At 45.2% G+C, this 23,332-nt stretch carries 16 protein-coding genes; 7 read left to right on the forward strand and 9 right to left on the reverse strand.

The window, feature by feature from the left end; all coding sequences use genetic code 11:
- The first annotated feature begins 263 nt into the window (after positions 1 to 263).
- Entirely contained in the window at positions 264 to 3,518 is a 3,255-nt protein-coding gene (locus ACFI6J_RS13320) for a VPS10 domain-containing protein (protein WP_156086732.1), read from the forward strand.
- A 159-nt stretch (positions 3,519 to 3,677) separates the two neighbouring features.
- Entirely contained in the window at positions 3,678 to 5,693 is a 2,016-nt protein-coding gene (locus ACFI6J_RS13325) for a TonB-dependent receptor (protein ID WP_231506537.1), read from the forward strand.
- Here the strand turns inward: ACFI6J_RS13325 and ACFI6J_RS13330 are convergent.
- Both ACFI6J_RS13330 and ACFI6J_RS13335 read right to left on the reverse strand, forming a co-directional pair.
- Positions 5,688 to 6,245: a PepSY domain-containing protein gene (locus tag ACFI6J_RS13330; RefSeq protein WP_156086731.1), complete on the reverse strand. Its 558-nt coding sequence runs from the start codon at positions 6,243 to 6,245 to the stop codon at positions 5,688 to 5,690. The two genes, ACFI6J_RS13325 and ACFI6J_RS13330, sit on opposite strands and share 6 nt — an antisense overlap.
- A gap of 113 nt (positions 6,246 to 6,358) precedes the next feature.
- Complete coding sequence (locus ACFI6J_RS13335; RefSeq protein ID WP_156086730.1) at positions 6,359 to 7,402, reverse strand: catalase family protein; 1,044 nt, start codon at positions 7,400 to 7,402, stop codon at positions 6,359 to 6,361.
- On the opposite strand from ACFI6J_RS13335, the gene ACFI6J_RS13340 reads away from it, so the two are divergent.
- The 3 genes from ACFI6J_RS13340 (at position 7,401) to ACFI6J_RS13350 (ending at position 11,619) form a co-directional block, all read left to right on the forward strand.
- Positions 7,401 to 8,759: a radical SAM protein gene (locus tag ACFI6J_RS13340; RefSeq protein ID WP_156086729.1), complete on the forward strand. Its 1,359-nt coding sequence runs from the start codon at positions 7,401 to 7,403 to the stop codon at positions 8,757 to 8,759. The genes ACFI6J_RS13335 and ACFI6J_RS13340 overlap by 2 nt on opposite strands.
- A 10-nt stretch (positions 8,760 to 8,769) precedes the next feature.
- Positions 8,770 to 10,566: a DUF1223 domain-containing protein gene (locus ACFI6J_RS13345; protein WP_462586210.1), complete on the forward strand. Its 1,797-nt coding sequence runs from the start codon at positions 8,770 to 8,772 to the stop codon at positions 10,564 to 10,566.
- 123 nt (positions 10,567 to 10,689) lie between these two features.
- Positions 10,690 to 11,619: a dienelactone hydrolase family protein gene (locus ACFI6J_RS13350; protein WP_156086727.1), complete on the forward strand. Its 930-nt coding sequence runs from the start codon at positions 10,690 to 10,692 to the stop codon at positions 11,617 to 11,619.
- A gap of 38 nt (positions 11,620 to 11,657) precedes the next feature.
- On the opposite strand, the gene ACFI6J_RS13355 is transcribed toward ACFI6J_RS13350, so the two are convergent.
- The 3 genes from ACFI6J_RS13355 to ACFI6J_RS13365 are packed head-to-tail and all read right to left on the reverse strand — an operon-like array spanning position 11,658 to position 15,392.
- Positions 11,658 to 13,871, reverse strand: coding sequence for a xanthine dehydrogenase family protein molybdopterin-binding subunit (locus ACFI6J_RS13355; protein WP_156086726.1), 2,214 nt, complete (start codon positions 13,869 to 13,871; stop codon positions 11,658 to 11,660).
- Positions 13,858 to 14,883 (reverse strand): FAD binding domain-containing protein, encoded by a 1,026-nt coding sequence (locus ACFI6J_RS13360; RefSeq protein ID WP_156086725.1) that lies wholly within the window; start codon positions 14,881 to 14,883, stop codon positions 13,858 to 13,860. Before ACFI6J_RS13360 ends, ACFI6J_RS13355 begins: the two co-directional genes overlap by 14 nt.
- A complete protein-coding gene (locus ACFI6J_RS13365) occupies positions 14,883 to 15,392 on the reverse strand; it encodes a (2Fe-2S)-binding protein (protein ID WP_039228167.1) in 510 nt (169 codons plus the stop codon). The genes ACFI6J_RS13360 and ACFI6J_RS13365 overlap by 1 nt, the downstream gene beginning before the upstream one ends.
- A 60-nt stretch (positions 15,393 to 15,452) precedes the next feature.
- Here ACFI6J_RS13365 and ACFI6J_RS13370 point away from each other — a divergent pair, with 60 nt between their 5' ends.
- Positions 15,453 to 16,286, forward strand: coding sequence for a YehS family protein (locus ACFI6J_RS13370; protein ID WP_231513097.1), 834 nt, complete (start codon positions 15,453 to 15,455; stop codon positions 16,284 to 16,286).
- A gap of 169 nt (positions 16,287 to 16,455) precedes the next feature.
- Complete coding sequence (gloA, locus tag ACFI6J_RS13375) at positions 16,456 to 17,004, forward strand: lactoylglutathione lyase (RefSeq protein ID WP_156086724.1); 549 nt, start codon at positions 16,456 to 16,458, stop codon at positions 17,002 to 17,004.
- A 170-nt stretch (positions 17,005 to 17,174) separates the two neighbouring features.
- Here the strand turns inward: gloA and ACFI6J_RS13380 are convergent, their stop codons facing one another.
- The 4 genes from ACFI6J_RS13380 to ACFI6J_RS13395 form a co-directional block, all read right to left on the reverse strand.
- A complete protein-coding gene (locus ACFI6J_RS13380; protein WP_231506534.1) occupies positions 17,175 to 20,609 on the reverse strand; it encodes a DUF748 domain-containing protein in 3,435 nt (1,144 codons plus the stop codon).
- Positions 20,610 to 20,754: 145 nt separating this feature from the next.
- On the reverse strand, positions 20,755 to 21,345 hold the full coding sequence (locus ACFI6J_RS13385) for a DUF2780 domain-containing protein (RefSeq protein WP_014950298.1): 591 nt from the start codon (positions 21,343 to 21,345) through the stop codon (positions 20,755 to 20,757).
- 306 nt (positions 21,346 to 21,651) lie between these two features.
- The gene (locus ACFI6J_RS13390) at positions 21,652 to 22,893 is read right to left on the reverse strand and encodes a M56 family metallopeptidase (RefSeq protein WP_156086722.1); all 1,242 of its coding nucleotides are present in this window, start codon (positions 22,891 to 22,893) and stop codon (positions 21,652 to 21,654) included.
- A complete protein-coding gene (locus ACFI6J_RS13395; RefSeq protein WP_014950296.1) occupies positions 22,886 to 23,278 on the reverse strand; it encodes a BlaI/MecI/CopY family transcriptional regulator in 393 nt (130 codons plus the stop codon). The genes ACFI6J_RS13390 and ACFI6J_RS13395 overlap by 8 nt, the downstream gene beginning before the upstream one ends.
- Positions 23,279 to 23,332: the final 54 nt, after the last annotated feature.

Here is a 23,332-nt window from a genome sequence, read left to right on the forward strand (position 1 = left end):
AGATTGGATAATATACGATTTGTTGAATAAATGTACAGATTGAGTCGGTAGGGCTAAACTACTTTTTGAAAAAATGCACTGGCTAATGACCATCAAGATATTAAGTAATGTTAAGTCGGTGCACAATATTTTCAACTTTTGTAATGGGCAGTTGGTCGTATGTTACATTGTAACTTTAAGCATTTATTAGTAATGCTATAGAGTGATAGTACTACAAATTAAAAAAGGGTTTTGAGCCCTATCAAACACACTGGATAACAATAATGAAAAAGCTTCTTAAAGCGGCAGTTGCTGTATCAGTTGCACTTGCGTGCACCCCCGCCTTTGCAGACAAAAACGACAAGAATGAAGTCTTCAGCAGTTCAACATTCAAAGCCATGGAGCTGAGAAATATTGGGCCTGCGTACATGTCTGGGCGTATCGCTGATATCGCAGTCGATCAGAACAATCCCTCAACATGGTACACCGCGGTGGGCTCGGGTGGCGTGTGGAAAACTACCAACGCGGGTACGACCTGGACTCCAATTTTCGACGACCAGCCAGTTTACTCCATTGGTGACGTGACCATTGCGCCAAGCAACTCAAATATTATTTGGGTAGGAACGGGCGAAAATAATGGTGGCCGTCACATTAGCTTTGGCGACGGTGTATATAAATCGCTAGATGGCGGTCAAACCTGGAAGAATATGGGTCTGAAGAAGTCAGAGCACGTTTCTGACATTATTATTCACCCTACAAATCCAGATATTGTATGGGTATCTGCCCAAGGGCCATTGTGGAGTGGCGGCGGCGAGCGTGGGCTTTATAAGACGACCGATGGCGGTGAAACGTGGAAGCAAGTGCTTAAGCCAGCTGACGAATGGACCGGGGTAACATCACTACTTATTGACCCGCGTAACCCAGACAAACTTTATGCTGCAACGTGGGCGCGTCAGCGTTCAATTGGTGCCTATGTGGGAACGAACGAAGGCGCAGGTATCCATACTTCCAGCGACGGAGGCGAAACCTGGACTGAACTTAAAACAGGTTTACCACAAGGCAACATGGGTAAAATTGGTATGGCTATATCACCCATGAACCCAGATGTGATTTATGCCACCATTGAAACCGATAATCGCGGTGGTGGCTTCTACCGTTCAGCCGACCAAGGTGCTAGCTGGACTAAAATGTCAGATGAAGTAGGCGGTGGTACAGGTCCTCACTACTATCAGGAAATATTCGCTGACCAACATCAATTTGACCGTGTTTATATTGCCAGTAACTACAGCAAAGTGTCGGATGACGGCGGCAAAACGTGGACGCCCATCAACACTAAACGCAAGCACGTAGACGACCACGCCATGGCGTTCCATCCTACCGCCCCAGATTTCGTATTGATGGGATCCGATGGTGGTATTTATATGTCTCACGACAGAATGGCGAATTGGCGCTTTATGGCGAACCTTCCATTAACCCAGTTCTATAAAGTAGCGCCAGATGACTCTAAACCATTTTATAAGATCTACGCTGGCGCACAGGATAATTCCACCCAAGGCGGTCCTTCGCGCACTATGCGTGAAGAGGGGATAAAGAACAAAGATTGGTTCTTAACCTTGGGCGGTGATGGGCACGGCCCAGCGGTAGAGCCTGGTAACCCTGACATTATGTATTCGCAGTGGCAGCAAGGAAATTTGGTGCGTGTCGATACGACTACCCGAGAAGGGGTGTATGTTAAGCCTCAGCCACTACCAGGCGACCCTGCAGAGCGGTTTAACTGGGATGCGCCGATTAATGTATCTGCACATGATCCTGCGCGTATCTATTTTGCCTCACAGCGGGTTTGGCGAAGTGATGATCGCGGTGACAGTTGGACGGCAGTGTCGGGTGATCTCACTAAAAACGGCAATCGCATGCATTCGCCACTTATGGGGCGCACGTGGTCAGTAGAAGCCGGCTGGGACCTGTATGCCATGACAGAGTTTCATACCATTGCCAACTTTGCTGAGAGCCCAGTAGATGAAAATATTCTGTGGGCAGGTACCGACGACGGTATTATCCAAGTGACCACTAATGGTGGTAAATCTTGGAAAAAGATTGAGCTAGATGACATTAAGGGCATTCCAGCCAACTCTTACGTGAACGATATTCGCGCAGATTTGTTTGATCCCAATACGGTGTACGTTGCCCTTGATAATCATAAATATGGTGATTACAAACCTTACTTAATCAAGTCGACTAATTTAGGGAAAAGCTGGACTTCATTAGCTGATGATTTACCTGAAAAGCACTTAGTGTGGCGTATTGTACAAGACCACGTAAATAAGGATTTATTGTTTATCGGTACTGAATTCGGTGTGTTTTTCTCGGTAGATGGCGGTAAAGACTGGGTTGAGTTAGACGGTGGTATGCCGACCATCTCAACCCGCGATGTGAAAATTCAACGTCGCGAGAATGACTTAGTCGCAGGTACGTTTGGTCGCGGTATCTACATACTTGATGATTATGCGCCGCTGCGTTCATTAACCGAGAAGTCGATGCAAAAAGACGCCATCTTGTTCGCGCCAAGTCGACCGGTTAAGTGGTTCCAGTTAGATGATAATCACACAGACTCTGATGGTGACGATCGCTTTGTCGCCGAGAACCCCGAGCACGGTGCAACCTTCACCTACTATTTGAAAGACAGTCTGCTAACGGCCAAAGAAAAGCGCCAAGAAGCCGAAAAGAAACTTATAGAAGACAAAAAGTACCCTAAGTATCCAAGCTGGGAAGCGGTTGAAGCTGAAAACCAAGAAGCTGCCCCAGCAGTGTATGTCGAAGTACGCGACAGTGATGGTGACTTAGTGAAGCGTGTAGAAGGTAACACAAAGAAAGGCTTACACCGTATTACCTGGGATATGAAATATTCACTCACTATTCCGCTTACTGACAAAGACAGCAAGAACAATGGACTCATGGCGCTACCAGGCAGCTATACCGCGACGTTATTTAAGCGAGAAGGCTCCACGGTAACAGCGCTTTCTGAGCCAGCGTCATTTGTATTGGAATCTATCTACGACGGCGCGCTGAAAGGTGCTACGCATGCTGAAATTGAAGCATATGGTAATGCGGTGAACGATGCGCAAAAACGTGCATTATCATCGACGACTGTACTGAAGCAATTAAAAGAAACCATGGACCTTTTGCGTACCGCGATTGATCGCACGCCAAGTGATGTGAACAGTCTTGAAGCGCAATACGCTGCTATTCAAGATGAAATTAACGGGGTAAACAAAGTTCTGTTTGGCCTTTCATCTCGCGATAAAATGGGTATTAAGCCTGCAAATGTGTTGAGCCGATTGAGCTATGCCCGTTCTGCACTAGGGTCTTCTTACGGACCAACACAGCAGCATAAAGGCCAGCTCGGTTACGCCAACGATGGTCTAGATGATGTAGTGAAACGAATCGGTACATTGCAGCAGCGTACTGTACCATCACTTCAACAAGCGGTGATTGATGCTGGTGGACCGTGGACTACGGGTCTTCCTGTAATCGCCAAATAGCGGTAATTAATCATCATTTTGCTTAGTACGCGGCGGTAGTTTTACTGCCGCGTTTTTCATTTTCTTTGCCAACTTTTTCGGTGCACACTTATTTTCACAGGTATGTATCGCGTAGTGAGATCATCATTGTTTTCTTTTTTGCTAGATTCAAGTTTTTCAGTGTCTTCTAAATCCTCGTCTGGTTTATCGGTATCTATTGCTGCACTACCTTTACTGCTTACATCATCTTTTAGCGTTGCCCAAGGTGCACCGCTCAACGAGGTAGAGCGCTACACAGTAACGGCTGCACGACCCTATTACGACGAGACGCTTTCGCGCATTTTTCCGCAATATGAGTTTGATAAAAGTGGCCTAGTAGCGCCGTTACATACCAATGATGTCTTACTTCAATCTCCTTCTGTGTCGTTAAATGGGCAGGGCGGGCAAATACAAAGCATCAGTATCCGAGGGTATTCGCGGTGGCGAATTCAAACCCTGCTAGACGGCGTACCGATTGTGAGCGACAGGCGGGCAGGGTCTAGCATAGGCTTTATTCCACCTGACTTTATTTCAACAGTATCTGTGTTACCGGGCGCCGCTTCCACTTACCTAGGCTCGGGAGCGATAGGTGGCGCGGTGAACTTGCATTTTGGGGAAATTCAAAAGCCTCACCTACGCGTTGGCTACAGCAGCAATCAACAAATGAAGGCGCTGAGCTATGCTGGCAGCACACGCCGTGCAGACAATAGCAACAGCCTAACTGAAGAGAGCGAGACAGACTGGAACATTTCATACAGAAGCGCCGACAATGGAGAAGATGCGAATGGGGGCTCGCTGTTTGATCAATTCGAACAATCAGGGCTATTTGTTAGACACAGGCCGGTAGATAGCGTCATAAAAGAGGCGTGGACGCTTTATTCTGATAATAACGACATTGGTAAGTCGAGCAGTGACTTCCCAGAAAGCAGAATAACCACCTACCCGGACAACACGCACTGGCTTGGCAAAATAGCGTTTGAAAGTCATCTATTTACTGGAAATGTCTGGTGGCATAAATCTAGCCTAGAAACCTCGGTGTTGCGACCAGAAAGCCGCATCAACGACAGCGAAAACAAGGCGTTTGACTATGGGTTTAACATAAGCACAGATACGCAGCTGAAAGACTGGGATTTGAACTGGCAGCTGCAAGTTACTGGTCGAGACGGCGTAGTGGCAGATGAGAGAGAATTCACATTAACACCAGCGGAAAGCGCGTTACCTGACACCACATCGCCCCGTTTCATAACAAACGCATTTGAAGCAGAGCTTGCCTATGAAGTGCGTACTCTCGATGCAAGGGAGATTACTACCGCAGCGGTTGCTGATGCCTCACGACAGTGGCAAAGCTTGTCGCTCGCCCTTGGCGCACGGGTTGACTGGCAGCGCCAGTCTGATGATTCAGATGCCAATACATTCCAATCTAGCACTGCTCAGACTAACACTAATCTAAGCGGGTATTTAGGCGCAAATTATCAGCTTTCTCAGCATTGGGCGGCCGGTATGTATGTGTCTAGCGCGTTTCGAAATCCTTCTTTAACTGAACGTTTCTTCGCTGGCGAAACGCCTCGCGGTACTGTGTTGGGCAGCCTCAAACTTGAAACAGAGCAAGCGTTAAATATGCAAGCCAGTGTTGCTTACAGCAGTGAGCAACTGCAAGGCTCGATTGAGGTGTTTAATCAGAAAATTGATAACTATATTGAACGCATTATGGTTGCTGAAGATGTGCTTCAATATTCTAATTTAGACAGTGCAACGATAGAGGGGGTGAGCTATCAACTTAGTTGGCAATCGCACAATGACGCAATAGACGCTCGACTTAGCGGAATGTGGATTAGCGGTGAAGACGATTTGGGTAATAGCATCGCAGATATACCTGCAAACAGTCAGAGGCTTGATTTAGGCGTTCAATGGCAAGCTGTGCGGTTTTTTACGGTATTTGCCTATCGTGCAAGTAAGACGGATATTGCTGACGGAGAGCGAGCTCTTGATGAGGTATTTACGCTGGACATGGGCGCTGATTGGCAGTTACACGAGCGGGTTCAGCTTCAAGTTAGCTGGCGCAACTTAACCAATCAACAGTATTACACCAGTGCCGATGACAAAGCGGCATTTGCGCAGGGCGAAAGTGTTCAACTGGCGATAACTTATCCGTTATGAGTTGTTTAAGGGCTGACGAAATTTGTTCTTTCGATATTTACTTTTCATGGTGGTGTACAGCATGACAAGGCCAGTTACCCACAGCACAAAAAGCAATAGGGCAGCGGGCAAAAACAGCCATAGCTTAGCGCCCTCAAAGAACCAACTACCGTCATGAATAGCTTCAATGGTGTCTGTGCGTCGGTACGCAACCTGAAGTACATCACCATTTTGTGCATTCAGTTGAACTTCCCAATGGTTCTTCCCTCGCACTTTAATGATGCCTTTTGTGGGGCGCACGTCTAATCGGTCTATATCTTCCCAGCTGTTTAAATTAACCTCAGGCACTTGTTTTACAGCGTGTAGCACGTCGTCGAAGGAAATCGTAGGCCCGTTGGTTTGGGTATTCTGCACTTTTTGTGTTGGTGGTTGGATCCAGTCGAATTCTTTTTTAACCTGCAATAATAAACCGCTCGCAATAACAATGATCACAGGAATAAAAATAACCAGCGACAGCCACAAGTGAATACTGCGGCTGTATTTGCGACTGTTCTTGCGAAAGGAACCGGACATGAAACAACACTAATACTAAAACAATGAAAACATTGCTCACTATACGGTAATCTCAATAGGCAGTAAAAACACTCTAACGCGAGGTTTACCCATTTAAACGGAATTGCTTAGCGTCATTTGATTGCAGGGTGATTAAAGTGAAGTTTCGTGTCGCAGGTAAGGGAGGCCACAGATTCAGTCAATGTCATTTCACCTATCTCTTGCCATTGGGCTTTATCTATCCCTGCATCGTTAAAATTGGCAGCAGATAAAACCCAAGATAGCGTCTTATTTGGGTAATGCTGCAACGACAATTCATCCCTAAAATCATCTTTATTCACTAGCGGTGTATCAGGTTTTAACGACGCTTTTAGCCAGTAAGGACCTTGCCTCACGTTATTCGCTATTTCGTCGTTGGGGAGCAATACTTCTGCCAAATGTGAAACAGATCTGAAACGCGCATTCGCATTTTTTCCGCTAAACGCTTGATCTGCTTCTTCAAGATCGCTTTCCAAGCGATAAGCGGTGAGTAATTGACTGAAAGGCGGCAATTCGCCCAGAGCGGGCTCGTTGGTCATAGGTAAGTTGGCCACGTGCTGGGTTTTAGTGCCACCCAGCGAGTGCATTAAAAATATGTTTTCAGTAACCGTACTTTGGGTATTGGGGAAAAGCTTGATTGCCATACCAAAAGCACGCTTATCTCGCTGCTTTGTGCCGCTTAAGCTGACTGACGCTCTTACGATAACCGGCACGTTTGTGCGTGCTTGAAAAAGCCCGGAGTAAGGGCTGCTGTGATTAATTTTCCATGTGCCAGCGAAGCAAATACCATTAGCTTGAAGTAGCTTATGCTTGGTACCTAATTCTATAAAATTTGCGTTGGAAGAAAGGGTTCTTTTAGCGTGACTTAGCAGCAGGTTTTCACCGTCAGCATCGAAGTGTTTCCGCGACACTGCATATTGCGGTAGCGCCGAATAGGGATCTGAAAAAACACGGCTTTTTACTTCTTCGAACGAAGTCGACGTTGTTGTGAATAGCGATTGGTTTTCAGTTGTATCAGAAGAAGCGAGTGCGTTGCATGACAATAAAACTAGTGCAAAAAAACGGCACGCCGTGAAAGTATTTTTATATGTAATAGGTCTTTGTTGATACTGTGTAGTTCGAAAAAGGCGCATTGACATGGCGTGCTCCCCTGGTATCACTAGAAATCAACAACTTCTTCATACCCAAAAACGCATGGGTGAACATTTCACCCCAAATCAGCTGCTGGGCCGCACGCACACCATAGGTTGTGTTGCTGTTGAAATCACGCAAAAGTGTAATCTTGATTGCACCTTATGCTATTTATCTGAGCATTCGCAAGCGGTTCGCGACATTCCCATTCAAGAAGTGATTAAGCGATTAGACAATGTCTTTCCTCACTATGGTCCTGGTACCAGTGTACAAATAACCGGTGGTGACCCTACGTTAAGAAAGCGCAGCGAGCTAATTGAAATTGTCGAATATGCCAATAAGCTCGGCTTACACACTGCACTGTTTACCAACGGTATTGCAGCTTCCCGTGACCTGCTTGCAGCTTTAGCTAAAGTTGGCTTAAACGATGTCGCTTTTCACGTTGATACCACCCAAGAACGTAAAGGTTTCCCTGATGAAGCATCGCTAAATGCTATTCGCGAAGAATACATAGAACGGGCCAAAGGCTTGGGGCTTATGATTATTTTTAACACCACCGTGCACACCGATAATTTCAAAGAATTGCCCATGCTGGTGGATTTTTTTGTGCAGCATGCAGACGCCGTAAGTTTCGCCTCATTTCAGCTACAGGCAGAAACAGGCCGAGGGGAATGGGGAGCAAGAGCTGATGTAATTGACCCCGTAACGGTGAAAGCCGCTATAGAAAAAACAATTAGCAAAGCGCTGCCGTGGGAAAAAGTACGTATTGGGCATAACGACTGTCATAGCTACATGCCAACGTTAGTGGCTGATAAACAGGTTTATTCCGTCGTTGATGATGCACACTTATTTGCGCAGTTCATTGAGGATTTTAAGCACATACAAACAACCCGGCAGCACGGCACGGCACAGATCATATGGGATTACAGTAAAGCACTGCTTGCTAGGCCAAAGTGGATTTGGAAGCTTGCAAAAGCGACCTCATTGAAGCTGTTTGAAATGCGTAGCAGCCTTTTCAAAAGCAAAGGACGTGTGCACAAACTGTCGTTTTTTGTTCAAAATTTTATGGATGCCAACGCCCTTCAGCAAGACAGAATTGATGCGTGTTCATTCATGGTTATGACCGCAGATGGTCCCATCTCTATGTGCAAGCACAACGCCGAGCGCGATGAACATATATTGAAACCTCTGACATATACCGACCGCCATGGGCAGAAAAAGCAGTACCAGCCATTGGGAGAACGTTACAAACAAAATAATGTAATACCCATTCGCGAAATCCCAGATACAGCTACACCTAGTTTGCTGTCAGCAAATGCGCTTAGTACAAATGGCAAGCGTCACCATCCAGCCAAAAGCGTGTAAGGAGAAGATCATGAAGCCTCGCCGATTTCCTCAATTTGGGAGTGTGTTAGCCATTATCTTGTCCATGCTGCTGTTGTATATTTTACCAGCTGCCAACAGTAGCCAGGCGTCTGATAAGCAGATAATTGACTACAGTGTTGAAACCGCAGCGATAAAAGAGCTTAAGCAAGCCTATCGAAAAGCATCGCAAGACTGGGAATATGTACTCCAACACTATGTAGATGAGCAGGGACGAACCGATTTCAAAGGGTTATCTAAAGATATAGCGCCCCTTGAAAGCGTCATTAATTTTATTAGTTTTGCTAGCCCTGAAATGACCCCTGAATTGTTTGACTCACCACAATCCATAATGGCCTATTACATCAATAGCTATAATGCGTTAGCCATGTACGGTGTCATTGAAAAAGGTATTCCCGATGGCTTTACCAGTTTCTTTTCACGAGCAGCTTTTTTCAAGTTTCGCGATGTGGTGATTGGCGGTAAAGTCACAAATTTATATGATTTTGAAAACGATGTAATTAGACCGCTTAACGAGCCCAGAGCCCACTTTGCGCTTAACTGCATGGTAAAAGATTGCCCAAGGCTACCGCAAACGCCGTTTTATGCAGAAACCTTAGACGACACCCTTGAACAAGCCACCCGTGAGTTTTTTGGGAGTAAGAAACACTTTTACTTTGATGACAAACGCAAGCGCGTGTACGTTTCGGAAATCCTCGATTTTTATACTGAAGACTTTGTCGCTTCAGGCAAAGTAAAGGACTTGCCTCAATACATTAACCAGTATCTAGCCGAACCTATTCCTAAGAATTATAAACTGCGGTTCATTGATTATGACTGGCGTATCAATGCGCAACCGGAAAAACCGAAGGTTTCAACATCTACAAATAGCGACGTTGATAATGCTTCAAGTCAAGCCACAACGAACCCCATAGTTAAAGCTGCCCTTACTCTGCATTCTAACGAAAGCAAAGTGTCAGGTTCAGCCCATGCACTAGCGTCAGAATCAGCGCTATTAACTACGCTGTCATCTACGCCGCTGCTAGAAACAGACGTAGCGACAGACGTAGCCATGACCGAATCAACAGACGTGCCCTTTATACTTACCAGTTCGCCCAACCAAACAATCGTCTTGGAACTTTATACATCCCAAGGTTGCAGCAGCTGTCCGCCTGCGGAAAAATGGATTTCAGGGTTTGTAGAGAGCGATAAATTATGGACAGAACTGGTTCCCATAAACTTTCACGTGGACTACTGGGATTATCTAGGCTGGAAGGATCCATTTGCTGACAGTACTTTTAGTAAACGGCAGCGAGACTACAAGCGTGTAGGCAAAGCAAACACCATTGCCACGCCAGGTTTTGCTTTAAATGGTCGTGCTTGGAATGGATGGTTTCGGGGGCAGTCGTTACCTAACCGAGTCGCCCCTCTGTCTGGTGCGCTTCATGCTTCGGTTCAAAACAACATCGTTGATGTGTCCTTCAACAATACCAACAGAAGTACATCGAACACGCTAGTTGTTCACGCTGCGTTAATTGGCTTTGGCATAGAAACCTCGGTCAAGCGGGGAGAAAACGCTGGGCGTAAACTCACTCACGACTTTATAGTAGTCGATTATGAAAACGCGTTATTGAGTAGCAACGGCGACAATGCTCATACTCAGCAATATGTGGCTAGTCTGCCCTTGCCCAGTAATACTCATATAAAAGCCAAAAAACACGCCCTCGTTGTTTGGGTCTCTGATACTAACGACCCCTCGCCACTTCAAGTTGCCGCGTCTTGGTGGTTACAAGGTTCTGAGTCTATGTGACGTAGATAGTTATTGTTTTAAAAATGAATTGCGCTTTGCTTTCTTAGTTATCCCACGTAGAGTAGATGTTATCGACAATTTTCGGAGCACGGGGTTTGTGCTACCACATTAGGGTTAAAACAGATGAAGCGAAACAACACCCCAAAACCGCAAAAATTATCGCAAGAAGCATCACTTAGTATCCCTCAAGAAGCGTTTGATTGGTACGATGAATACGCCCACGGGGACATAGACCGTCGAACGTTTTTAACCAGGCTTGCTTCGCTTTCAGTTGCAGGTTTGACCGTGAGCGCTATTGGTGGCGCACTGATCCCTGACTATGCCAAAGCAGAACAGGTTTCGTTTAACGACCCTGCAATTAAAGCGACTTACGAAGTTTTTTCCTCGCCCAAAGGCCATGGTGAAGGCGGCGGTTATTTAGTGCAGCCCACTAGTCTGCCGGAATCTGGCGTTGCGCCTTGCGTTTTAGTGGTACACGAAAATCGCGGGCTTAACCCTTATATAAAAGACGTAGCCAGAAGGCTCGCTATGCAAGGCTATGTAGCGTTTGCACCTGACGCGCTGTTTCCGTTAGGTGGCTACCCGGGAAATGATGACGATGGTCGTGCTATGCAAAAGAGCCTTGATAAGGACAAGATAGAACAAGATATGGTAGCGGCAGCACTGTGGTTAAAAGAGCACGAAAAAACCACAGGCAAGCTTGGTGTAGTAGGTTTTTGCTTTGGTGGGTATATTGCTAATTTTCTAGCAGCCAGCATACCTGACAAGGTGGACGCTGCTGTTCCTTTCTACGGGACCCCAGCGAAACAGCCCTTAGTCGATCAAGTAAAAGGCCCTTTATTGATTCACTTTGCTGAAAACGATAAGCGAGTGAATGCGACATGGGAGGAATACAAAGTAGTATTAGAAAAAAATGCTGCTGAGTACGAGGCCTTTACTTACGCTAAAGCACAGCATGGCTTTCACAACGATTCAACAAGTCGTTATAGTCCCAAAGATGCTGAACTAGCGTGGCGTCGAACGGTAGACTTTTTTGATAGCCATTTGAAATAGTAAAATGTGAAGCGGCCTTGTTAGGCCGCTTTTTTTGCTTAGTTTTTACCTGCGATTATTTTATCCATGGTAATGGGGAAGTCTCGTACTCTCACTTTGCATGCATCATAAATTGCGTTAGCGATGGCGGCGCCTGCTCCAGTAATGCCTAGTTCACCAATACCTTTTGCACCCACTGGCGATGCGGCATAATCTGCCTCTTGTAAGAAATCCAGGCTAACTTCGGCAATGTCCCGATTGACTGCCACATGATATTCACCAAAATCTGGATTTACAAAGCTTGCCGTGTCTCTATGGTGATAGATCCCTTCAGTAAGTGCGTAGCCAGCGCCCCATACCATTCCCCCTTTTATTTGAGATGCAGCTGTTTTCATATTCAAGATTTGCCCCGCGCTGAACATACCGTATTGGCGAAGTAGCCTAACTTCACCCGTGTATTCATCTACCTCTACTTCCGCGAAATGAGCGCCACATGAATACTGCTCATCATCGCTGGTGTCATCTTCGGATACGCTACCGGTTGCTGATATGGGGAATTCGCTGTCGGACATAAAGTTGGCGAGTAATACCGGACTACTTACTTCATCATCATCACCTTGTGCAAACGAGACTAACTTTATTTGCCCATCTAAAATTTGTACTTCAGCTTGGCTAAGAGCTGGGGGCAACGCACTTTTTATGCTATCGATAAGCGCTTCACAGGCTTTTTTAACCGCCGAACCAGAGCTTGCTGCGCCAAATGAGCCACCTGAACCACATGAAGCAGGGTAGCGGCTATCACCGAGTTTTACTGTGACATTGTCTACCGACGTATTTAAAGTATCGGCGGCAATTTGTGTGAGAATAGTGTAGGTGCCTGTACCAATATCTGTCATATCAGTGCGAACCGTTACCTCACCGGTAGCACTCAATTCCACTTCAGCGGAACTTTCCACCAGCACATTCATACGCATAGCACTCGCTACGCCATGGCCGATTTGTTTACCCGGTGTGGGCTGTGTTTTATGCTGCCACTTGAAGTTTTGCGCGCCTTGACGAAGGCACTCACCTAAGTTGTGGGTGGTAAACCGCGTGCCTTTCATAGGGTGAACTACCGGCAGGTTTTTTATGCGAAACGTAAGCGGGTCGACACCAGCTTCGTGGGCAAGTTCATCAATGGCCGATTCAAAAGCAAGGGAGCCAATGGCGTCTCCAGGAGAACGGGTAGAGTCGATAAGCGGCAGGTCTACGTCTTTGACCCTATGCGTACTTTCAATGAACTGAGATTTATAGGTAACCCGTGCGCCAGCCCCTGTTGCTTCGGCAAACTCATAGCCCTTGGCTTTTGGCATAGCGCTTTTGTGTTGTACGCTTAACAGTGCATGATCATCACCAGAAGCAAGGCTGATTTTCTGTATGCTGTGCCCTCGATGAGGGGTGTTATAAAAGACCTGACGCCTGCTTAACACCACTTTGACAGCCCGCTCTAAATACCTGGCCCCTATACAAGCGAGCGTTGCATCGTAATGAAGACCTAGCTTAGAGCCAAACCCGCCACCTACAAAGGGGCTCTGCACTACGATGTCTGCTTCATCCATTTCAAGCGTAATCGCAAGCGCCTCAACAGCCGTCGCTATAATCTGAACGCTACAATAGACCTCAAGCTTTCCATCTTTAAAGTCGGCAACCGTGGCGTGAGGCTCCATAGCAGCAGAGATTTGGCTGGGTGTAGTATAAGTTTCGTTAATGCTTGCTTGGATATCACTTTGCTGCGGTTTATCACCGCTAGACGCATCTGCCTCAAACCCACCATCTAGCGACGCTGGTTTTTGCGTTGCATCATCGAATTCTGTCAGCAAATCTGGTATTTCACCGTCTATGGTGAAGGTTACTAGACTTGCGGCATAGCGTGCTTGCTCCAACGTATCAGCAATAACTAGAGCGACCGGCGCACCGAAATGACGAATGTTAGGTTCGTTAAGTACGGCGCGACTTTGAGTAAACCTGCTTTCATCTGCAGGCTTGCTAAATGGCTTAAGAGTACCTGCATTTTTATACGTGATAACTGCATGTACGCCTTCGGCCTGTTCCGCTTGCTCTGTATTAAGGGATGTGATTTTACCTACGGCAGTATCACTTGATACAACCCAGCCTATCAAAGGAGTGCGATCGCTCATATGCTCCGCAGCGTACCTTGCTTGACCTGACACCTTTGCTGAACCATCAACTCGATTAACTGGCGTCCCTACAGTTTTGGCATTATGCGTTGTCATATAAAGCTCCTTCATGTCCTGGGTGCTTTACCTGATGTTCTGCTAACTCTAAAAGCACTTTTGTTAACGTCCTGCGCAATAGTTCTGGTTTAAAGTCATTACTGCCAAACGTTTTTGCTTCGGATAACTCAGCTTCCGCGGCTTGCAATATGACTTCTTGGGTTGGTTCCGCGCCTTCAAGAACACTGATTGCTTTTTGCGGATACCAAGGCTTGGTGCCCACACCACCAAAGGCGAGAGAAAGGTCTTTAAAACGACCATCTTCAATTTTCAATCCAGCCGCAACAGAAACGAGTGCAAACGCATAGGAAGAACGGTCGCGTACTTTGTGATAGTACTGAGTACCGTTTGCTTTTTTCTTTATGCTGACATGGGTGATAAGTTCATCTTCGTCTAATTGGGTTTCTATGTGCGGCGTTTCGCCCGGCTCACAGTAGAAATCTCGTAGCGCGATTCGACGCGTTTTGCCATCAGGTTGCTGCGTATGTACCTGTGCGTTAAGCGCAATCATGGCTACGGCCATGTCGGAAGGGTGTGTGGCGATACAGCTCTCGCTAGTGCCAAATATGGCATGAATTCTATTCATGCTGTTATATGCGTTACAGCCAGTGCCTGGCTCTCGTTTATTACAGGCTTTTGTGGTGTCGTAAAAATAATAACAGCGGGTGCGTTGTAGCAAATTGCCTGCAGTGGTTGCCCTATTTCTAAGTTGAACTGTTGCACCGCTTAATAAAGCTTGCGCAAGTAAAGACACATTGGGCTGCGTGTGAGCGAACTTCGCTAAGTCAGAATTAGTCACCATGGCGCCAATATAATAGTAATTGTCATCTTCGCTGATAGTGTTAGCTTTATCCCATTTCGCAAGACTTACTAATGTTTTAGGCGTTTCTACCTGTAGTTTCATTAAATCTATTAGGTTTGTACCTCCGGCCAAAAAACGTGATCTTGTGTCCAGGGGCAGGCTACTCAACGGCTTTTCGCCGTTATAATGATGAAGAGTGAATGGCTGCATTATTGTCTCTCCAAAGCAATGACATCGGTTATAGCATCCACAATATTAGGGTAGGCGCCGCAGCGGCATAGGTTACCGCTCATGCGTTCGCTGATATCTTCTTTCAATGAAGCTTTACTGTGACGAGTTTGACTATAAGTAACTGCGCTAGGGTCTTCATTTTTCATTTCCCTAAGTAGGGATACGCCTGAACATATTTGACCAGATGTGCAATAGCCACACTGAAACGCGTCACGCTCGATAAAAGCTTTTTGCAGCGGATGAAGACTCTCACCTTCACCGATGCCTTCAATAGTTGTGACTTCAGCGCCTTCTAACTGGAATGCAAACACTAAGCATGCATTAATACGCTTGCCGTCAGCGATAACGGTACAAGCACCACATTGTCCGTGGTCACAACCTTTTTTGGTGCCAAAAAGTGATAAATGCTGGTGGAGAAAATCTAACAAAGTCGTTCGTGGATCATCGGGAAGACTGACGTCTCTCCCGTTGAGATTTAATGTTGCCATGGAAGTATCCTTCTACCAATGAGCTCAATTTCGGTACGCCGATGAAATGAGCGAAACCAGATGTACAATGTCGTTACGCCAAGTACGTTAATTTGGTTTCACTATGTGTTGGTAGAAATTACGCACCCGACAGCCAGCGATAGATGCAAATGGCCAAGTAGTGTAAAATATGCGAAAGCGCACGTAGCGCTACACTGTAATCCATACCAATTATTGGCTACTCCACTTTTCAGGCCCATTTTCATGATCCACAACGATGTTTTACGTCGCCTTCGTTATGCATTAGCTATCAACGATACCGCCGCCATAAGTATTTTTAAATTAGTGAACTACGACATGGAAATTGATTATTTACATGCTGTGATGAAGCGGGAAGGCGAAGAGGGCTATCTGCCGTGTCGCGATAAGATTATTGCGCTGTTTCTAGATGGATTGATTATTAAAAATCGTGGTCGTCAAGAAGGGCAAATGCCACAAGAGCTGGGGCCAAAAGAGCGATTAAGTAATAATGAAGTACTGCGCAAAATCCGTATTGCGATGAGTTATAAAGATGACGATATGATAGCGGTGCTTAAATTAGCAGACTTTAGAATGAGTAAAGGTGAGCTGTCGGCGTTTTTTAGAAAGCCAGACCATCGCAACTTTAAACCTGCTGGCGATCAAGTGGTTCGCAATTTGTTGCAAGGTATGGTGAAAAAATATCGACCGGAGTCCACGCGACAAACTTCGCATAAAAAATCAGATAGCTCAAGTACTTCTGGTACTAAGCCAAGCTCATTTAATAAAGGCGCTAGCAAACAAAAAGAAGCGGCTGGCAAAAACACCAATACTAAAGTGTCGCCAGTGAAAAAAAGTGATGCAGGTTCGGTTTGGGGAAAGCTCCCTAAAAAATAAAAGCGCTGTAAAAATAGGCGTTGAATAAAACGCATCTGAGGTAAAGCGCGTAAGAGGATAGACTAAGTGCTGTTGTGAAAAGAAAATTACCCCTCACTTCTATGCACTCGTTTTTAGGCAAAGCAAGATTGCCTTGCCTTAATTATCTATATCGCTAAGGACGACTATTATGAGCCGACATTTCGATAAGGCCGAAGGCCTGTATGAAGAGAAAGATGCCGCGACACAAGGTTTTGTGTTCAACCAAACTATGCTGCGCATTGCCGACCCCAAGCGTTCGCTAGATTTCTATACGCGAGTTATGGGAATGACGCTAATTAAGTGTCTAGATTTTGAAGAAATGAAGTTCAGCCTTTATTTTTTGGCGGCAGGTGATGATTTCTCTGATATTTCTGACGATGTAGACGAACGTACTCAGCAAACTTTTGGTCGCCCGGCCATGTTGGAGCTAACCCACAATTGGGGCGATACACCAGAAACAGTGGATTATCATAACGGAAATACAGAGCCAAAAGGTTTTGGGCATATTGGTTTTCATGTGCCTGATGCTGAAGCTGCATGTGCACGATTTGCATCACTAGACGTTCCTTTTCAGAAAGGGCTTAATGATGGTTCTATGAAAGGGATCGCATTTATCAAAGACCCAGACGGCTATTGGATCGAAATTTTCAACGCGTCTAACGTATCCGCAACTTGCGCGCCCCATTTGAAGAAGTAGGCGAGGCACGCACTACGGTACCATTTGCTAGCTGGGTTTTAAGTAGCAAGTAGTATCAGAAGTCACTGTTTACAAAAAAGGGTAGCTTAACTGAATAAGCTACCCTTTTTTGTTTAGTGACCTTATGGAACCCTAAATTATAGGGTTTTATTTTCAAGCCAACCCGTTCATTACTTCGCTTCTAACGTTAATTCCACACCGCTAAATTCGGTATGTAAGTCGTGCTGGGTATTAAGCAAGAATAAGCGATTCGCTTCTACCTCAGCTTCATTTGCCAAATAACCTTTCACCGCTTTACTGCGCGCGTCAGCCAGAAGGATTAAGTCACTTTCAGGGATATCAATGTTGTTACGTAGTTTGTTGTATCGGGCAATGCTTAATGCTCGGTTTACACTTTCTTCGTTAATGACTTCCTTATTGTTATCAGCACTCTTTTGGCTCTGTTCATTGTCTGAATTTGCGAGTTCAGGGTAAAGCTGCGCCACCATGTTGTCATATTCTTGATTAAGGTCAGGTGTAAACACCTCAACATAGTAGGATAAAAGCGCATCGGCTAACGGGCCTTCCAGTGGGATATTACTGCCACTTATTGAGTCTCGCTGTACGCTGCCAGGGGTGTTGGAACTTTCATTTTCACCGCCAGCAAGAGAATTTTCGTTGGTACTAGCGTTGCCGGAAGTAGCAGATGCATCAGCATCGCCGCTTCTTGTTAAAAGTGTAGTGTTTAACTGACGTTGGGCTAGGGCACTTGCATCAGACATGGCGTTGACAGTACCTTCGATATTAACCCTAAGTCCTGGACGTTTTTTAAGTGCTTTGGCAAGGGTATTCAGTTTTTCTTGAGCGTCCGCATTTAGCGAATGCTCTCCAAACCCAAACTCAACGTTGTCGAGTTCGTCGTCACTGCCAACCAGGTTCGCAAGTAGCGAAAAGGGTGCAGTAACAGCTTTTGTAATAATATTGCCAATAGCATTGAGGATAATGGAGCCGAAACTGAAGTCCGGACTATCGATATCGCCAGACACATCCAAACCCAAATCGATAACGCCGTTTCTGTCTTCTAATAACGCAATAGCAAGGCCAAGCGGTAGGCTTAATGCCTGATCAGAGTTCGACTTCTTGCCCAACGTTAATTGGTCAATAACAACATGATTTTTACCTTCCAGTGCCTTACCGTTTAGTTTGTATTGCACAGCCAATGACAGCAAGCCTTTGTCAATGTAATAGCCCATGTAGGTGCCTGAGTAAGGGTTAACTGAAGTCAGTTCGGCGCCTTTGACTGAAAAATCTAAATCAAGGTCTATATCATCTTTTAATGGATGAATAGTGCCTGCTAGTTTGACCGGAGCATAGTTGTCTATCTTTCCGGTGATATCAACATTGGCAGGGGAAGTTGAGCGAGAGTCAATTCCCAAAACTCTGCCATTTAAACTTTCTATAGCAGACGCAAATTTTGGCGTTAATGAATGGTCAGCAAAGTACGCTTTGCCGTTTTCTATTGATATGGTGTTAACGGCAATGGCCAATTCGTTGGCTTGTGAAGGCTCAGCTGTAGTGCTTGCATGCACGTTTGCGTTTGATGCTTTCGACGTGGTTGCGCTGCCATTTTCGCTGGCACTTTCACTGTTAGCGGACTTGTCTGATGAAGCGACAATCAGCTTACTCACATTGGTTTGTTTAGCTTCATCAATAATAAGTCGTGCAAATGGCGCTTGTAGGTGAATGTTGTCTACGCTTAGCTGGTTCGATGCGTGGTCAAATTCGATGTTGTCTACATTTAAGGACTGCCACTGTAGTAGGGGAGAGCTGTCGTCATCCAGTACGCTTAAATTATTAATGCTAGTACTCGCCTTAACGTTTAGTGAGTCGATATTTTCTTTATCAGCGGCGTTCATAAATGCCCCATCAAACTCAACGTTTAAATTAAATAGCCCTTCTTCAAGGGTCACATTTGCGTGGGGGGAAACGTACTGCTGGAAATGACTTAGCACCAGTTGCTCAATCGCTGCTTTGCCCTTTATGGTTTGTTCGGCAATAACTATTTGGCCGCTGCTGCTTAGCACACCGTTAGGTGCATCGCTAAACGTTTGTGGATTGGCAGAGACATGCAAACTTGTGGTGTAGGAAATGGGTTTAGAGAAGTCAGTAGTGACTTTTCCGCTTTTAATATTGAGGTTGCTGATGCGGTAGTAGGTCCCGTCACTTACGCTACGCTCTAAAAGATCAATGCTACCGTCATTAAATGCAAATTGGTGAAGCTCAACATACCACGAGGTCTCATGTGCTAGTTCATTTGCGCTGTCGGTTGCTACGTTGGAAACATCCTCATCTTCTGTTTCACTATTTCCTTCTTGCGCTGCGCTGGGGTTAGCGTTAGCTGATGTAGCATCTGCCGCTGGGCTTTTTGGGGTAAACAGACGCTGTAAATCAAGCCCTGACTTGTCAAATAGACCCGACACTCGAACGTTGTCAAAAGCAACTTCAGCAATGCTAACTTGCTGTTCTAATGCGTTTACGTTTATATCGTGTATGGCAAACGCGGGTATGGCAATGATCTCTTGCGAACTCTTGGCGGTGCCTGTTGTGGCTGGCGAAGGATCAGCGTTAAACACAAGGTTGTTAACACCAAATTCGCCACGCTCTAGAATAAACTGGAAGGCTGTATCTTGTTCAAAAACTTCAGCATGTAAGCTTAAGTTAACCTTGCCGTCTACTAAATCTGCTTCTATCAAATCTTTCGAAAGTGACCAAAGCGGCGTAAGCGCTACATCGTTTATCGTGATGTCTGTCGTAACTTTTAGTGGAGATAATTGAAACTCGCCATCAATGGCGATGTTACCTTTCTCTGCGGTGAGCAAGTTAAATTGATATTGGTTGAACGCTAACTTACCTTTTGATTGAGCACTCTCACTTTTATCGCTTTTAGGGTTAGCGTTTTTGTTGCCAACACTGCTTGAACTGATCAAAGCGTGAGTATCCAAATCTTGCAAGTCAACGCTCAATTCTGGGTAATCAAGTAGGGTGTTGGTCACCTTGTCTTCAATAACCACTCGCCCTTCGTTAAGTGCAAAATCACGTAACGTAATTCGGGGAATTTGCCCTTCGCTAGTGTCATTAGGCTCTTCAGGTGCTTTTGTACTGCGTTTCTCTACGTGGGTAAGAATGTCAGAGAAGTTGAAGATTTGTGTGTCTTCACTTTCGCTTAAACGTGCAATGGAAACAAAAGGTTCGTCTATAGTTAGCGATTCAACGGCAGGAGTGAAGGTGAAAAGTGATTGCCAGAATCCAACGTCCAGTGAAACATTGCCTACGCTAAAAAAATGATTTTCTTGGTTCTGGATTACGGCGTTATCTTCGCTTTCATTTGAAGAGTGTATATTTGGATAGATAACAAAATTAGTCACTTCTATTTTTAGCAAGAAAGGGTTGATTGCAATATCTTCAACAGCAGCATCTCTTCCAGTGTTTTCTTTCACTATGTTGGGTAACTTTGCCTTTAATACCGCAGGCGTAACTACGCCGATAAGAAGCGCGTAAGTAAGGTAGATGAGAACAAGATAAGTGGATAGTCGAAACCATTTGGGCTTCGTAGAAAACCGAGACATTGCATTTTGCATAGGCGATTAGGCTGTGTATTTGAGTGTAAAAAGATAAACAGGAGTTGCTATTTCACCAAGCTAAAAGCCCCTGCAAAAAAGTTAAAGCGTATTAATTTGGGTTGTAGAAGAGAATTAATACGCCTTAGACAGGTTACAGAGCGGTTAGCAAATTATCTAGGCCAGATTTAAACAACGCCTGTGTTTCTTCATCTGCATTTACATTTAAATACGAGCTGATTTGAGTGACAAAGCTGGCAATCATATCGGTTGAAAGGCCTAGCGCTTCAAATTGTTGCTTTAAGTCGTTTACCGATTTAAGTGTAGAGCTGTACTCAGAGGCCTTATTGAGTAAGCCTGATAGTGAAGAGCTTGAGCTTGCTGCTGAGTTACCACTAAGAGAGGGAACATCCTCAAGCAGGCTATCAATACCTGGAATGCTGCTTGCCAACTGGGCGTAATCAGCGCCTGAAAGGTTGCCTTGTACATAGTTCATAATTGACGCTATGCCACCTTCTGATTGGTTTTCAGACACGTTAAGGTTACCTGCAACTGAACTCACTAAGCTAGCCAAGTCGATATTAGATGCTGCGCTGGTTGCCATTTCAGTTAGGCTACTGGAAGTTACTGTCGATTCCGCTTTCTTACCGCCTAACAGACCTTTAAGCTGATCAATATTGGCATTAGCACAAGTAGTAAAAAAAGTAAGGGCAAGCACTGTAGGTGCTAAAACGATACGATTCATTATAGATTTCCTTTTTGTACACCAGCAGCGAAAGCCCGTCTGGAGTAACTTGATTGAAAATAACCATAGCAATTGCGCTATCGACTATTTAAACCTTCCATAAATTAGAAGTTTTCAGGTGTGTAAATACTCACATTCTAACGTAGTGAGGTCGTAAATTCTCTATAGAAATTGTAAAGGCACTTTACATTTTATAAGAGACTTGGGTGATCGAGTGGTAGTGTGCAGTAGGCAGGAACTAAGTCAATTAGACAAAACACTAAAAGGAGCGATACGCTCCTTTTAGTATTCTGATAATTTTGGGGCTTACTTGCTCTGTTTGGGTGGAACGATTATACGCTCTACATCAGGGGAAGCATTCTTTTCAACACTCGCCGTATCAAGAGAGGCTCCGAGTTGATAGTCTAGCTGCACCAGAAGGCCGGTCTGCCTCACGCCTTTGCCACCTTGAATACGAGGCTTGTATTCCCATTGTTTCAGGGCAACTTTTGCGCTTTTATCAAACACGCCAGCAGGCACTGATTTTACTACTTTTACATTATCTGTAGCGCCCGTTTCAGTAATATCGAAGGAGAGTACAACGAAACCTTCAACATTTTGCTGTGCTGCTTTTTCTGGATAGCTTGGTGGAACGCGTTTAACCGGCGATGCCTGGTTAATCTTAGCTTCAGATTTGGTCTCTGCTACTGGCGCATTGGCTAAAGCCGTGTTGATGGTGAGCATGGCGGCAATTGAAAGTACGCCTGCAGCCAGTACCTTATTGTTACGCATAGGTTGCTTTATCGCGTTTAAACGTTTGATCATAGTCCTTTTTTCTCCAAAGGTTGGGTAAAGCCCGCGTGTAAAGTGCAGGGCGTCTGAACCATGCTCGGCACACTGCACGAGTGCTTTTGCATAGGTGAGTTTTTCGTTGTCTGTCTTGTCTTTCAGTACTGCGTGATCACAAGCCAATTCTTGATTAATTCTGAAGGATTTTAGCGCAAGCCAAACCAGTGGGTTGAACCAAAATACAATAGCGATAACCAGCGCTAACGCGTTCCACAGGTGATCGTAATGCTTGCGATGTACGTTCTCATGCTCTAATACCAGTGCTTGTTGTTGAATCGAAAATGCACTTTTAAATGAGAAGGGAATAAGCACCTTTGGGAAGATAAAACCAAATAGCATAGGTGTGGTAGCTTTACTGGAATAGTAGGCATTGGTGTGGATAGCGTTGCGCTTTCCTATCGATGCCCATATTTTAAGATGATGCGCTAAGACATAGGCTGTAATTGCGCTTACGCCAATTGCCCATACAGTAAACCAGGTTTCGAACGCTACGGTGTTTAATGTGGGCTTAACGCCAACCACATAGCGAGCAAAGCTATTCGATGGAATGTTAACCAGCGACATTGGAAGGTTGTTGACTATGAGGCAAGCTGGTATCAGCGCCCATAGCTTATAGGTAAGCGAAGCCCCAATTTTATTAGTGAAAAAGTGTTCGCACACCATGAGTAAAACAAGCGCTAGCGACAAAACACCCTGCTGAGCAATAATCCAATCAATCATTGTTTTCTTCCCATTTCTTGATAAGGGCTTTGAGCTCGTCCACATCTTGTTTAGATAACGAGTTTTGATTTGCAAAACCAGCGACCATAGGGGCGATCTTGCCTTTAAACAGTCGACTAACAAAACTCGTGGTTTCTTTCTTTGTATAGTCTTCTTTAGCAATCAGTGGATAATAAAGATACTGGCGCTGCTGCTTTTCAAACCCTAACACTTCTTTTTTTACCAAGCGGCCTAACAAGGTTTTGACGGTTTTTTCGTGCCAGTCTTTTTTGTCATTCAGTCGCGCAATAACCTCGTTCGACGTGGCAGGATGGTCGTCCCACAGTACGTCCAGCACTTCAAATTCAGCGTTTGAAATTTCGGGTTTGTCTGACATTTTACTCATAATTACGACGTCTGTTATTTTGATTACATTTGTAGTCCATGTTTTTAGATTACA

Source organism: Alteromonas sp. G4i13, assembly GCF_054960505.1.

Coding starts and splice junctions, on each gene's coding strand:
- ACFI6J_RS13320 (WP_156086732.1), top strand. CDS start 264: ATGAAAAAGCTTCTTAAAGCGGCAGTTGCTGTATCAGTTGCACTTGCG.
- ACFI6J_RS13330 (WP_156086731.1), bottom strand. CDS start 6,245: ATGTCCGGTTCCTTTCGCAAGAACAGTCGCAAATACAGCCGCAGTATT.
- ACFI6J_RS13340 (WP_156086729.1), top strand. CDS start 7,401: ATGGCGTGCTCCCCTGGTATCACTAGAAATCAACAACTTCTTCATACC.
- ACFI6J_RS13335 (WP_156086730.1), bottom strand. CDS start 7,402: ATGTCAATGCGCCTTTTTCGAACTACACAGTATCAACAAAGACCTATT.
- ACFI6J_RS13345 (WP_462586210.1), top strand. CDS start 8,770: ATGAAGCCTCGCCGATTTCCTCAATTTGGGAGTGTGTTAGCCATTATC.
- ACFI6J_RS13350 (WP_156086727.1), top strand. CDS start 10,690: ATGAAGCGAAACAACACCCCAAAACCGCAAAAATTATCGCAAGAAGCA.
- ACFI6J_RS13355 (WP_156086726.1), bottom strand. CDS start 13,871: ATGACAACGCATAATGCCAAAACTGTAGGGACGCCAGTTAATCGAGTT.
- ACFI6J_RS13360 (WP_156086725.1), bottom strand. CDS start 14,883: ATGCAGCCATTCACTCTTCATCATTATAACGGCGAAAAGCCGTTGAGT.
- ACFI6J_RS13365 (WP_039228167.1), bottom strand. CDS start 15,392: ATGGCAACATTAAATCTCAACGGGAGAGACGTCAGTCTTCCCGATGAT.
- ACFI6J_RS13370 (WP_231513097.1), top strand. CDS start 15,453: ATGTACAATGTCGTTACGCCAAGTACGTTAATTTGGTTTCACTATGTG.
- gloA (WP_156086724.1), top strand. CDS start 16,456: ATGAGCCGACATTTCGATAAGGCCGAAGGCCTGTATGAAGAGAAAGAT.
- ACFI6J_RS13380 (WP_231506534.1), bottom strand. CDS start 20,609: ATGTCTCGGTTTTCTACGAAGCCCAAATGGTTTCGACTATCCACTTAT.
- ACFI6J_RS13385 (WP_014950298.1), bottom strand. CDS start 21,345: ATGAATCGTATCGTTTTAGCACCTACAGTGCTTGCCCTTACTTTTTTT.
- ACFI6J_RS13390 (WP_156086722.1), bottom strand. CDS start 22,893: ATGATTGATTGGATTATTGCTCAGCAGGGTGTTTTGTCGCTAGCGCTT.
- ACFI6J_RS13395 (WP_014950296.1), bottom strand. CDS start 23,278: ATGAGTAAAATGTCAGACAAACCCGAAATTTCAAACGCTGAATTTGAA.